The sequence below is a fragment of the Campylobacter sp. CS_NA3 genome, from assembly GCF_027797495.1.
Taxonomy (GTDB): domain Bacteria; phylum Campylobacterota; class Campylobacteria; order Campylobacterales; family Campylobacteraceae; genus Campylobacter_B.
The window spans coordinates 90,743-103,483 of sequence record NZ_CP115609.1; the positions used below are offsets into that span (position 1 = coordinate 90,743).

The 12,741-nt window shown below is 31.6% G+C and carries 16 protein-coding genes; 13 read left to right on the forward strand and 3 right to left on the reverse strand.

Annotated features, from left to right (window positions below; all coding sequences use genetic code 11):
* The first annotated feature begins 13 nt into the window (after positions 1-13).
* Genes PF026_RS00465 through PF026_RS00475 form a run of 3 tightly spaced genes read left to right on the forward strand, consistent with a single transcriptional unit; the run spans position 14 to position 1,827 of the window.
* Complete coding sequence (locus PF026_RS00465; RefSeq protein ID WP_270863084.1) at positions 14-667, forward strand: MotA/TolQ/ExbB proton channel family protein; 654 nt, start codon at positions 14-16, stop codon at positions 665-667.
* Positions 660-1,064, forward strand: coding sequence for a biopolymer transporter ExbD (locus PF026_RS00470; protein WP_270863085.1), 405 nt, complete (start codon positions 660-662; stop codon positions 1,062-1,064). Before PF026_RS00465 ends, PF026_RS00470 begins: the two co-directional genes overlap by 8 nt.
* Complete coding sequence (locus PF026_RS00475) at positions 1,057-1,827, forward strand: energy transducer TonB family protein (RefSeq protein ID WP_270863086.1); 771 nt, start codon at positions 1,057-1,059, stop codon at positions 1,825-1,827. The genes PF026_RS00470 and PF026_RS00475 overlap by 8 nt, the downstream gene beginning before the upstream one ends.
* Positions 1,828-1,868: 41 nt before the next feature.
* Here PF026_RS00475 and PF026_RS00480 read toward each other — a convergent pair whose 3' ends face one another.
* Positions 1,869-2,606 (reverse strand): HugZ family heme oxygenase, encoded by a 738-nt coding sequence (locus PF026_RS00480; protein WP_270863087.1) that lies wholly within the window; start codon positions 2,604-2,606, stop codon positions 1,869-1,871.
* Between the two features lie 147 nt (positions 2,607-2,753).
* Between PF026_RS00480 and PF026_RS00485 the strand changes: the two genes are divergently transcribed.
* Positions 2,754-3,977, forward strand: a complete 1,224-nt coding sequence (locus PF026_RS00485) for an MFS transporter (protein WP_270863088.1) — start codon at positions 2,754-2,756, stop codon at positions 3,975-3,977.
* Here the strand turns inward: PF026_RS00485 and PF026_RS00490 are convergent.
* Entirely contained in the window at positions 3,974-4,345 is a 372-nt protein-coding gene (locus PF026_RS00490; protein ID WP_270863089.1) for an HIT family protein, read from the reverse strand. The genes PF026_RS00485 and PF026_RS00490 overlap by 4 nt on opposite strands.
* Positions 4,346-4,418: 73 nt before the next feature.
* Here PF026_RS00490 and PF026_RS00495 point away from each other — a divergent pair, with 73 nt between their 5' ends.
* The gene (locus tag PF026_RS00495; protein ID WP_270863090.1) at positions 4,419-4,802 is read left to right on the forward strand and encodes a hypothetical protein; all 384 of its coding nucleotides are present in this window, start codon (positions 4,419-4,421) and stop codon (positions 4,800-4,802) included.
* On the opposite strand, the gene PF026_RS00500 is transcribed toward PF026_RS00495, so the two are convergent.
* On the reverse strand, positions 4,799-6,124 hold the full coding sequence (locus tag PF026_RS00500; protein ID WP_270863091.1) for a sugar transferase: 1,326 nt from the start codon (positions 6,122-6,124) through the stop codon (positions 4,799-4,801). The genes PF026_RS00495 and PF026_RS00500 overlap by 4 nt on opposite strands.
* 153 nt (positions 6,125-6,277) lie before the next feature.
* Between PF026_RS00500 and tagD the strand changes: the two genes are divergently transcribed.
* From tagD to PF026_RS00540, 8 genes are read left to right on the forward strand one after another with little or no spacing between them, the layout of a single operon-like run.
* On the forward strand, positions 6,278-6,682 hold the full coding sequence (gene tagD / locus PF026_RS00505; RefSeq protein ID WP_270858741.1) for a glycerol-3-phosphate cytidylyltransferase: 405 nt from the start codon (positions 6,278-6,280) through the stop codon (positions 6,680-6,682).
* The gene (locus PF026_RS00510) at positions 6,679-7,920 is read left to right on the forward strand and encodes a Wzz/FepE/Etk N-terminal domain-containing protein (RefSeq protein ID WP_270863092.1); all 1,242 of its coding nucleotides are present in this window, start codon (positions 6,679-6,681) and stop codon (positions 7,918-7,920) included. Before tagD ends, PF026_RS00510 begins: the two co-directional genes overlap by 4 nt.
* 23 nt (positions 7,921-7,943) lie before the next feature.
* Positions 7,944-9,182: an oligosaccharide flippase family protein gene (locus PF026_RS00515; protein ID WP_270863093.1), complete on the forward strand. Its 1,239-nt coding sequence runs from the start codon at positions 7,944-7,946 to the stop codon at positions 9,180-9,182.
* Between the two features lie 50 nt (positions 9,183-9,232).
* Positions 9,233-9,562 carry a type II toxin-antitoxin system RelE/ParE family toxin gene (locus tag PF026_RS00520; RefSeq protein WP_270863094.1) on the forward strand — a complete coding sequence of 110 codons (330 nt, stop codon included), beginning with the start codon at positions 9,233-9,235 and terminating at the stop codon, positions 9,560-9,562.
* Positions 9,549-9,839 carry a helix-turn-helix domain-containing protein gene (locus PF026_RS00525; protein ID WP_270863095.1) on the forward strand — a complete coding sequence of 97 codons (291 nt, stop codon included), beginning with the start codon at positions 9,549-9,551 and terminating at the stop codon, positions 9,837-9,839. Before PF026_RS00520 ends, PF026_RS00525 begins: the two co-directional genes overlap by 14 nt.
* A 1-nt stretch (position 9,840) precedes the next feature.
* Positions 9,841-10,830: a glycosyltransferase family 2 protein gene (locus PF026_RS00530; protein WP_270863096.1), complete on the forward strand. Its 990-nt coding sequence runs from the start codon at positions 9,841-9,843 to the stop codon at positions 10,828-10,830.
* A gap of 12 nt (positions 10,831-10,842) precedes the next feature.
* Positions 10,843-11,532, forward strand: a complete 690-nt coding sequence (locus PF026_RS00535) for a LicD family protein (protein WP_270863097.1) — start codon at positions 10,843-10,845, stop codon at positions 11,530-11,532.
* Positions 11,533-11,537: 5 nt separating this feature from the next.
* Positions 11,538-12,734, forward strand: coding sequence for an EpsG family protein (locus PF026_RS00540; RefSeq protein WP_270863098.1), 1,197 nt, complete (start codon positions 11,538-11,540; stop codon positions 12,732-12,734).
* The last annotated feature ends 7 nt before the right edge of the window (positions 12,735-12,741 follow it).

The following is a 12,741-nucleotide window of genomic DNA, read 5'->3' on the forward strand; positions in this document are numbered from 1 at the left end:
TTGGGAATTTAAAATGGAAATTTCATTTTTATCGCTTTATCAAAATGCTCATATAGTCGTTAAAATCGTTATTTATATTTTAACGCTTTTTTCGGTTATTTCGTGGTGCGTTTTTGTTGCTAAGGTTATTGGCTATGAAAGACTTGCAAAAAGCATAAAAAAACAAAGGCAAACGGCAAAAAACCTAAAAAGCTTATCAAATGCAAATTTTGAAAAAAACAGCCTTGGCGAAGCTTTTGTCAAAGAGATAAAAAGCGAAATCGATATGTCTATGCCGAATTTGGATTTGGATATAAAAGAACGGATTAAAAATCGTTTGGAGATAAAAACGGCGTTATTTGTATCTGAGTCTAAATTTGGAAGCGGAGTTTTAGCTAGTATCGGTTCATCAGCCCCTTTTATAGGGCTTTTTGGCACGGTTTGGGGTGTTATGGATAGTTTTATCGGTATTGCTTCGCAAAATAGCGCTAGTTTAGCCGTCGTAGCTCCCGGAATCGCAGAAGCACTTTTTGCTACTGCTATCGGCTTAGCAGCTGCGATTCCTGCGGTGCTTTTTTATAACTATATCATCAAAAAAAATGCAAATTTGAGTGTCAAAGTGGGCGAAATAGCAACGCTACTTTTAATCACCGCTAGTAGAGATATTTCAAAGGCAAAAAATGATTAAGGTAGAAAATGAAGTAGAGCTTAGCGATATAAATGTAACGCCGTTTATCGATGTTATGCTTGTTTTGCTTGTCATTTTTATGGTTGTTACGCCGCTTATGACAAGCTCTGTTAAGGTTGAACTTCCAAAAGCAACAAATTCAAAACAAGACATAGAAAACAAACCGATAATTTTATATCTAAACCAAGACGATGAGATTATCATTTCGCAAAAGGTTGTAAATTTGGAGCAAATCGGCGAAAATTTGGACGAATTATCGCAAAATGATAAAGAAAAAACGATTTTTTTGCAAATGGATAAAAGCACAAATTACGAAAGATTAATGCAAATCGTGCAATCGGTTAAGCAAAGCGGATACAATAAAATCGCACTTTCAATGGAGATTAAAAATGAATAATTCAAAAATTTGGTCATTTTCTCTGGCGTTATCGTTTTTGTTTCACAGCAGTGTTTTTGCCTTTTTTTTGATAAATAAAAAGCCAAATGAGAATTTTTTAGACGGCATTAACGCGCAAATCGGCGAATTTGCAAGTGTAAATTTTGTGGCAAATGTGCCTGTGGGTGAGCTAAAAACCATCTCCGAAGAAAGCGTAGAGCAAGTCGTTGAAGAGACGCCAAAAGAGATTATAGAAGAAAAAATCTTGGCACAAGAAGATATTCAAAGTCCTGTGGAGATAAAAAAAGAAGAGATTGTAGAAGAAAAGCCAAAACCCATAAAAAAGCCAAAACCCGTGAAAAAACCGGCAAAAATAGCGAAAGAAAAATCCGAGCAAAAAGTTCAAAGCACGGCTAGTGCGCCTGTTTCTAGCCAAAATGTTGGCGAATTTAAAACCCAAGTGCAAGGAAATGAAGCAAAAGCTCTAAAAGCTAGCTGGCAAGGGCTAATAAAAAGGCATATAAATAAATTCAAAAAATATCCACAAAAAGCGCGTAGAATGAGAAAAGAAGGCGTTGTTGCGATAAGCGTAAGTATCGATAAAAACGGAAATGTTTTGAGTGCAAGTATCAAAAAAAGTAGCAAATTTGCCGACTTGGACGAAGCAGGACTTGAACTTTTTAAAAAGGCTTCCCCGATACCTGCACCGCCTAGCGAAATAATAGGTATGAATTCGCAAATGACATTTAATATGCCGATTAATTATAATTTAAAAGATCGTTAAAAAATAGTTTTTAAAGGAATTTAGGGCATTTTGCCCTAAATTTATTTTTCCATTTTGTGTGGCATTTTTCCGCCGACACGAGAGATGACTTTTAGGGCGTTCGTATCGAACGCAGCGCCAAAGCCATTTACAAGGCGACCTTTGCCAAGAGTGAATTTAACAATATGAAAATCGCTCATTTTTTTAATCATTTCAAATGCGCTTTCGTTTTTAAATTTTTCTTCGAATTTAGCTAGAATTTCATCGTTTTTTGGGGTAAATTCGGCACTAGCGTTAAAACTAACTCTACGCCTTGCAAAAATCGTTTTGGCTTCATTTTCATTTTGCAAGAAAAGAATTTGCACCTTGTTCGGCGCATTTTTTATCGATTTAAAATGTTCGGCGATTTCTGAAAGTAAAACAAAAATTTCGTCTTCAACCCGCACAAACGGCGCATACGAAGCGGTGCAGTGTTCGCCAAGGTCGCTAGAAATGATAACGCTTTGAAAGCTATCAATAAATTCAACCATTTCCGAGCTTATTTTTTCAAATTCATCGCCTAAATTTAGACTTTTTAAAACTTCCATTATCGCAAAGCGATAGCCTTCGCCTTGTGTGTTTGCAGGGCGTAAAAATGGCACTTTTACTACGCCTTTATCGCAAGAAATTTCCATGCCGTTTTGATTTATTGCTATAAGCTTGACATTTTGTGGATTTTCAAATTCGCTAAAATGTTTGCAAAATTTTACTAAAATATCGTGATGATCTGCGTTCATGTGGTCTATTGCTCGTTTTTCCATTGTAAATTCCTTAATAAAATTTTGCGTAATATTATCAAAAAAGATTTAATACAAAATAAATCTTAATTAAAATAAAATTTGCAAATTTAGCTTCAAATTTAAACGAATTTAACAATTCGCTTTGCAAAATTTAAGTATAATTACTTTATGAAAAATCCATTTTTGTCGTTAAAATATCGCAATTTCAGAATTTATTGGGTCGGAATGAATTTATCCTTAATCGGCTCGTGGATGCAGGTTATCGCGCTTCCGTGGCTGACGCTGATTATCACAAATGACCCATTTAAAGTTAGCCTTGTAGCGACCTTGCAGTTTGCGCCGGCTTTGCTTTTTACACTTTTTAGCGGTGCGATTTTGGATAGATTTAACAAAAAAGCGGTTTTGGCGTTCGCGCAAATCGGTATGATGATAATCGCTTTTATTTTTGCATTTATGGTTTTTACCGATTCTTGCTCGTTTGAAAAGCTTCTTATTTTTTCTTTTATCAACGGCGTTTTTAACAGCATTGACGCGCCAAGTCGCCAGTCGATGGTTTATGATCTCATCGATGATAGAGAAAATTTGCCAAATGCGATTGCGCTAAATTCGGTATCTTTTAATACAGCGCGAATTTTAGGGCCATCTTTGGCTGGGATTATAATGGCTGTTTTTGGCGTTGGGTATTGTTTTTTATTTAACGGCGTTAGTTTTTTTGCGATTTTAATTTCGCTTTATTTTATCAAGCTAAAAACCGAGCAAAAGACGCAAAATTCGGAGCCTTTGCATATTTTTAAATCGATTAAAGAAGGTTTTATTTATGTTACGCACAAACAAATTTTAAGCGAAGTTTTGCTGATTTTGCTTATTATCGCCACTTTTGTGCCAAATTACAATATCACGGTTTCTGCCTTTGTCAAATTTGTTTTGCAAGGCGGCGAAAAGACATTTGGTTATATGATGGCGTGTTCGGGCGTGGGTGCGTTTGTAGGGGCATTTTTCGTGGCAAGTTTTGGCAAATTTGAGATAAAATATATAAGAATTTTATCTGTTGTTTCAGTCCTTTTGCTAAGCTGTATCGGGCTAGTAAGCAACTTTTATTATGCCTGTTTTGTTCTGGCTTTGACAGGATTTGCCTTTCTTTTGACAGCGTCAAACATCAACTCGACCTTGCAGCTAAATACGGCAAACGAATTTCGCGGTAGAGTGATGAGTATTTACACGCTTGTTTTTCAAGGAAGCACGCCGTTTGGTGCTTTGTTTGCTGGATATTTTACTGATAAATTCGGTGCGAAATTTGGTTTTATTATGTGCGGCGTTGTGGCTGCGATTTTACTTTTGGTGCTTTTTAATCGAAAAAGATTAAGAAGAAAAATCAAAACTTGCTTAAATTAAGCAAATTTCTTTTTCAAATTCGCATTTAAAATCTCGCAAAATTCGTTAAAATTTGGCAAATTTAGATCTGCATTTCGCTGTTTTTTGCCCCACATACTCTCAGGGAAAAAGCTATCATTTTTAAAACGGGCTTGGATATGAAAATGCACCCTTGGGACATAATTTGCAAAACTTGCGATATTGATTTTATCAGGATTATAAAAGCTTCGCATAGTTTTTTCACACTCTAAAATCGTCTCAAAAAGCCGTTTTTGCGTCGCTTCGTCGCAATCACTTAGCTCTTTGAATTCGGTTTTTGTAAAGATTTTTATCCACGGAATTTCGGCAGTTTCAGGCTCGATAAAAATCAAATTATCTTGGTAAATCATAATTTTTCCTTTGTTAGATTTGATTAAATTTTAAAGCAAATTTGATTAAAATCAGCTCAAAAAAAGGAAAAAAATGCGGATTGCGATTGTGATTTATGATAAATTTTCTTTGTTAAATTTAGCTATGATTTGCGAAAAACTGCACAAAATGAGCGAGTGTGAGATAAAAATTTGTTCATTAAATGAAAGCGTAAAAGATAAATTCGGTTTTTTTGTAAAACCTGATATTTATTCTGCTAGCTTAGACGGATTTGACGGCGTGATTTTATGCGACGGAGAAAATGAAAATATCGTTTATGATGAGATTTTTTTAGGCTGGATACGAAGTGGTTTTTTTGCAAAAAACAAAATTTCTTTTGGCAAAAGCGGAGAAATTTTTGCCAGAGCAGGGTTTGAAAATTTTGTAAATTTAAATGAATTTGACGAGAGCAAATTTAAGCAAATGCTATCTTTTTAACTTGCCCCGTCGCGTTTTAGAACCATTTTTATAGTTTTTAGTATGATTACAAAATCCATATAAAGTGTCCAGTTTTTGACATAGTAAATGTCGATTTTATTTCTAGTTTTAAAGTCTGCATTATTTCTAAGTGTAGATTGCCAAAGTCCGGTAATTCCTGGTTTTACTTTTAAAATAATACTTTCTTCTTTTTCAGTGGTTCCACCAAATTTATGTTCTCCTGGTGGAAGTGGTCTTGGTCCTACAAGACTCATGTCGCCTTTTAGGACATTTATGAGTTGAGGTAATTCATCAAGCGAGGTTTTTCGCATGATATTGCCGATTTTTGTGATACGAGGGTCGTTTTCGTATTTGTGATATTTGGCGTAATACTCGACTTCATGCGGATTTTCTTCGAGATATTTTTTCATAAGTTCGGCGCTATTTTCACGCATACTGCGAAATTTTAAACATTTAAAAATTTTCCCGTCTTGTCCGACACGATCTTGACCAAAAAATATACTTCCTCTTGGCTCTTCTAGCTTCATCAATACAAAGATTACGGCAAAAACAACTGCTAAAAATGGCAAAGCAATCAAAACAATTGCAATATCACTTAAAGTTTTAATAAAGCGATTAAATGGCTTCAAAAGCGAATTTTCAAGCATTAGCAAACTTGTGCGAGAGTTAAAAACGCTGAAAATTTCAGCTTTTGAGTAGTCATATCCATCTAGTGCTGGGGTAAAAATGATCTCTTTATTTGATAAAATATTACTCTCAACAAGCTTGTGTAGTTCATTTAGGCTTAGATTGTGATTGTGTATGAAAATGGTTTCGTAGTCGTTTGTGCGAGTGAGTTTGTAGCCTAGATAGTGGTTTTTGAAAATTTCTCGTCTAAATTCGCGTGTGCCGTTGATGACTTTGGCTTTTTTTTGCCAAAAACCTGCGTTGTAAAGGGCTTTTTTTAGGAAAAATTTAGAAGCAGGTATCAAAAACGCCATCAACGCAAAGCTTAAAATCACCGCTATACGGGAATTTGTTACATTTTTATTAAGTGCAAGATAACAAAAAATCAAAACGCACGCAAACACGCACGAGCGAAAAACTAGCAAGCTCTCATGCCAAAAATCGTATCTTTTAGTGTAAATTCCGTTATAAATAAATGAAAAAATGACAACAATATAGATAAAATAAAAATTTATATAGTTGCTATAATACTGCGGTGCGTTTGGATAGTTTGGCAAATTTAGCGAATTTCGTATCCAAACGGCAAGTAAAAGTGATAAAAATATGCAAAAAATATCACACGCCAACAACACCAAAATAGAAACTTGTCTTTTCATAAAATTCTTTCGTTTTTAATCTTATATTCAAGCAAATTATATTAAGATATGATTTAAAATTTGCTGATATAATGGACATTTTGCAAAAAAAAAAAAAACGATTTTTGATTGCGAAATTTTAACAAAAAATTTGCGAAAAATTAAGGATAAATTTTGAAACGAGTTATAACTTATGGCACATTTGATATGCTTCATTACGGGCATATAAATTTGCTTCGCCGTGCAAAAGCACTTGGCGATTACCTTATCGTGGCACTTTCGACTGATGAGTTTAACTGGAACTCAAAGCAAAAAAAATGCTATTTTTCATACGAAAAACGCAAACATTTGCTTGAAGCGATTCGCTATGTGGATCTCGTAATCCCCGAAAATTCATGGGAACAAAAAAAAGAAGATGTGCATCTATATCATGTCGATACTTTCGTCATCGGCGATGACTGGGAAGGCAAATTTGACTTTTTAAAAGACGAGGGCTGCGAAGTGGTCTATCTAAAACGAACGCCAGAGATTTCAACAACGCAGATAAAAAAAGATTTAAAAGACAAGGAAAACAAATGAGCGAAAATTTAATGAATTCAGCCAATTCGCAAAACGATGAAATCGATATTTTTGAGTTACTAGGCAAAATTTGGAAAGGCAAATTTAGTATTGCTATGATTACACTAGCGTTTTTTGCTTTGGGTGTTTTATATACTATAATCGCCACGCCGTGGTATGGTGCAAAGGCTAGAATTTCAGTGCCTTACTACAAAAATATAAGTGAAAACAAAAAAGAGCTTTTTGCTAATGCGGATATGATAATAAATAAAATCCAAAGCAAATATATTGACACAAAATCAAGCGAACCGCAAAGTGCAGTGGTTAAAAAAGTCGCTCCCGCGAAAGTAACGGGAACCAAAAATAACCTAAACGACTTTTTCGACATCGAAGTTATGGGCAAAAGCAACGACGAAGCCGTCGCTTTGATAAACAAAATCGTTAAAGAAGAGCAAGAAATTTATAAACCAAACATATCTTTGCAAGAAAGTCGCATTAAAAACGCTCTTTATAATGCAGACGCGAAAATAAAAACTTTGCAAAATAGTCTAAAAAATAGCGAAATTCAAATAAGTCATATCCAAAATATGCAGCTGCCTAAACTTGAAAATCGCATAAGGCAGATAGAAGAAATTTTTATGCCAAACAAAGACAAGGAAATAGCAAATTTACAAAATATAGTCTTGCCAAATGACAAAAAAGCTTATGATGAGCTTATAAATAATGTAATTCCAAAACTGGACGCAGAAATTCAAAGCATAGAAAAAGAGCTAAAAAATCCAAATTTAAATCAAAATAACGCAATTATTTTGAAAGAGCGGTTAAATGATTTGCGAAATCGCTATATGAGTGCGACCACGACGACAAAACAAAAATTTGAGCACGATTTGCACGATAGTGAATTTGTAAAAATTCCTAATCTTTTGAAAGATAAAGAAAATTTGCTTGTATCACAAACGGATTTGCAAAATCAAATTCAGACTAAAAACGACGATATAGTTAAAATTCAAAACTCCATAGATGAGAAAAAAGATGAAATTTCAAAACTAGAAAATCAAAAAGAGATTTTAAAGGCGAGTTTAGAAAAACAAAATTTAAGCAATGTCATCATAAAAGATGACATTATCATAACTAGCAAATCCCCTGTGAAGCCTAAAAAACTTTTAATCGTAGCAATCGCTACATTTTTAGGTGGTGTTTTGGGTGTATTTTGGGTTTTGCTAAAAAGCGAAATCTCAGCTAGGAAAAAGCAAATTTAAACAATAAAGCTAAAAGCAATAAAATGGCAATAAACCCTAAAATAGTAAAAAACATAGCTTGGCTTCTTTGCGAACACGGAGTTAGGATAGTAATGGGATTAGCCGTTACTATGATTTTAGCTCGTGTGCTAAGCGTAGAAGAGTATGGAAATTTTCAATATATTTTGGGTTTGGTTGTTATTTTTTCGGCTCTTTCATATATAAATCCAGCTGAAATCGTCGTTCCGCGTCTAACAAATGCTGACGCCGTAGAGCGCAAAATAATAATGGGAAATGGTTTTGTTATAAGATTTGTTTCATCTGTTATCGCATATATTGCACTTTTGGCTTTTGTATATTTTACAGACGATATAAAGATATTTTATTTAAGTATTGTTATGGCTTCATCTATCTTGGTAAATGAAGCATTTGCTATTATAACGGCATATTTACAGTCGCAAACTATGATAAAATATAGAGTAATTTTGACAATAACTACTCATATTTTTAATCTTTTAATGTTTTTAACTCTTTATTATTTAGATGTTACAAATATCTATGCTTATGGCTTTGTAACCGCATTTGAATGGTTTTTGATAGCATTTGGGCTTTTGGTGGTTTATAGAATTTTAACAAAAGAATGGTTTTTTACATATGATAAGGCTCAAATTTTCAAATTTTTAAAACTTGGTTTGCCGTTTTTTGCTGGGATTATTTTGATGATAATTTGCAGGCGAGTTGATCTTATGTTTTTAAAGCATTTAGGCGATGATTTCTCTCTTGGTCTATACGCTTCCGCCATGTCACTTTTAAAAGTTGCAACAGCGATTGCACCGATTGTTTCAATCTCATTTGCACCACTTTTTGTATATAAATTTGATGATATAAAAATCATAAAATCAAATGTCTTAAAACTTGCATGTGGTATATTTATCGGAGCAATTTTAACTAGTGTTATTTTATATTTTTTAGCTCCATTAGTTATAAATTTGATTTTTGGAGCTAAATTTAACGGCACTATTCCAGTTTTTAAATTTTTACTTTTAGTTTTGCCATTTATTTTTTTAGATACGGCTTTGAATATCTATATCATAAAAATGCAATTTGGTAAAATTTTAATATATAAATGGGCTTTGGTTTTGCTGTTTTCTAGCCTAGGCTATATAATTTTTATACCAAAATTTTTGACTTATGGTGCCATTATAGGGTATGGCTCAGGATACTTAGTAGCGTGTTTATTTGGGCTTTGGGTTATATTTAGGTATAAGAAAAATGGTCGTTAAGTTCAAATTTATACCAAATATGATATATTTTGGTAGTAAAAAGGGCGAAAATGTGGAGCGTAAGTTTTGCTAGTGAAAGCATAGAAGAAGAATTTTTGGAATTACCAGAAAATCTTAAAGCGAAAGGTTTGAGAATTTTTAAGTTACTAGAAACTAGGGGCAATACTCTTGGAGAACCATATACCAAACAATTAAGCGATGATTTGTTTGAAATTCGTATGATAGCAAGTGGAAATATCGCTAGAAGCGTATATTGTTATGAGAGTGGTAGGCAGATTATTATATTGCTTACATTTGTGAAAAAAACGCAAAAAACGCCAAAAGCTATGTTGGAATTAGCTAAAAAAAGGTTAAAGGAGTATAAAAATGGCACTTGTTAATATAAATTCAACACTTGAAAAATGCCTTAAAAATCCTGAATTTAAAAAAGAATACGAAGCACTGGATGATGAATTTAGGGCGATAGAGGCGTTGATAGATGCAAGATTGAAAGCTAAATTGACACAAAAAGATGTCGCCAAGAAAATGGGCGTAACTCAATCAGCAGTTGCTAGGATAGAAAGCGGTGCGTTAAATATCCGCTATAAGACCTTGCTAAACTATCTCAAAGCTTGTGGTAGCGAGATAGTATTTAGAAAATCGAAAGTGGCTTTGTGAAATGAAATCTTACGCAGTTAGTATAATAGTTCCTATTTACAATGTAGAAAAATATATCGCCAAGTGTGCCACAACGCTATTTGAGCAAGATTTTGACAGTATTGAGTATGTTTTTGTAAATGACTGTACGCCCGATAATAGTATGCAAGTTTTGCAAAGCGTGATAGAAAAATATCCTAATAGAAAAAATGATATAAAAATTATAAATAATGCTCAAAACAGCGGTTCTAGCCTAACTAGAAAAAATGGCTTAGATAATGCTAGTGGCGAGTATATACTTTTTATAGATAGTGATGATTGGGTGGAGCTTGATATGGTAAGCTCTTTATATAAAAAAGCAAAAGATGATGAAGCAGATATAGTTTGTTTTGATAATTATTTAAATTTTGAAAATAAGCAAAAATATGCGAAACATATAAGAATAAATGGTTTAGAAAATATTGATAATGCTATGCAATATGCAAAATACATACTTGCTATATATGTTTCTACTGCTGTGTGGAATAAAATGGCAAAAAGAGATATTTATAGATATATTGAATTTCCAAATTTTCAGTATTCGGAAGATATGTATATTACATTTCAGCTTTTTTTAAAGGCTAATAAAATATCACATATAAATAAAGCTTTTATCCATTATTCACAGATAAATATTAATTCTTTAAGCACAATTACAAATTCTACGAGAGTGATAAGTGATTATTCTACATTGTCTTTGAAAATTCATAATTTGATTGATAAATATAACCTTGATTATTCGTATAAAGAACATTTTTATATGGGGCTTTTAACCGTTGTTATTCCTAATACAGATTATAATTTTAAAAAAATGATAAATAAAATATGTCCAAATGCATATAAAACAAAATACATAATAAAAAATAGAAAATTATCACTATTGGCAAAAATTAGCTTTTTATTCGTTTTTTTTAAATTAGAATTTATTACGATTTTTATTAAAAAAATTCATAGAAAATTAAAAACTTTATAAAAAGGAGAAATTATGATAAACAAAGCAAAAAAAATAATTCGTAGCAATAAAATTCTTTATTCTATGGCTTCAAAAATTTTATCTAAAAAGCAAAATCGTGATTTTAGAAAATTCGGTAGAGAAACTTTAATAGATTTTCAAAAAGGTTGCAATGAAGCAGGAATTCAAATTTGGCTTGATTTTGGCACACTTCTTGGTGCGGTAAGAGAGCATAATTTCATAGCACATGATTTTGATATAGATACTGCTACACTTATGGAAAATTACAATCCAAATTTAAAAGATATTTTACAAAAATATGGTTTTAAGCAAAAAAGAGTGATTTTGGTCGATGATGGAGATTATGCCAGAGAAGAAACTTATCGCAAAAACGGTGTAAATATTGATATTTTTTATTACAAAAGAGCTGAAAAAACTATGTCGTGTTGTGCTTTCATACCGTTTCCGCCATATACTACCTTACGGGCTAGTTATGAAAATCTAAATAAAGTAAAAGTTTTAGAACATACTTTTCCGATAACTAAAAATTTAATTCCATATGAATTTTTAAATCATAAATTTTATATACCAGAAAATTATGATGAACATTTAAGAACACACTATGGAAATTATATGGTAAAAGATAAAAATTGGCATTTCAGAAATGCACCAGATGCTAAAATTTTAGAAGATAAAGTCGGAAAAGTCGCTTTATGGATTTAAAATAAATGAGAAGTGCGATTTTAAATTTATCACTTTTGGTAAACCCAATATTATCGGTTTTTACTGCTATTTTTTTGAAAATAGATTTTAAAAAACATTATATTTTTGTTGCACTTTTTTTTGGTTATATCGCTATGCTTTTAGAGCCATCTCTTGATTGGATTGGAGATAAAACACCAGATGTATTAAGACACTATGAAAGATTTATGGAGTACGATTTAAGACTATCGCCTTTTGAATATATGACTTTAAATAATCAAAAAGATATATTTATTGTGTTTGAATACTACTTTGGAAACATTTTGGGCATAAAAAAAGAAATTTTGCCATTTATTTCAGTGTTTATTTCATATTATTGTATTTTAAAAATTTTTAATATTATTTATAAAGATACAAAAATTAATCATATAAATATTTTATTTTTAACACTTTTTTTAATTATCAATTTCAGGGGTGCTGCTTTTGGCATTAGAAATTATTCTGCTATATATATTATGATTTATGCCATATTTACATATTTTTATGAAAATAAAATTTTAAAAGCTATCTTGCTTATGTTTTTAGCAAATAGCATTCATATAATGACAGCCTTAATAACTTTGTTATTTTTTGCATTTATATTATGTAAAAAGGTCTTAAAAATAAAATTCTTATATTTTTTATCTATGATTGGTATTGTTATTTTATTTATACCAAATATCTCATCATTTATAATTTCTTTTGTTTCTCCGATATTGCCATTTACAATAAATTCCTATACAGATGGTGTTTTTGCAGGCGATTATCTTACCACAAAAACTCTAAAAGGATTGATATTTTATTATATACCCTTATACATAAAACTTTTCTTTGTAATTTTTACTAGTGTTTATTTAAAAAATAAAAATAGTGTAAAAAACATATATAAATTTTATTTGATTTGCTTTTTTATCATTTGCTTTATGCATGATTTTGCGGTTATGTTTGAGAGATATTTGGCATTTGAGTTTATATTTGCTATGATTCTTTGGCTGATATATTTCAAAAAAACTGGTATTATAAATTTGAAAATTCTTAAATTTATCTTGCTTATGGTTGTATTATTTTTTATTTTTGATTTTTATGTTATGAGATTTATTTTGCCGGAAACACTACCAAAATTATTTTATCCAACTATTTATAATCTAATTTTTGATAGCATTCCGTATGAGAAATTTTTGTAAATTCAAG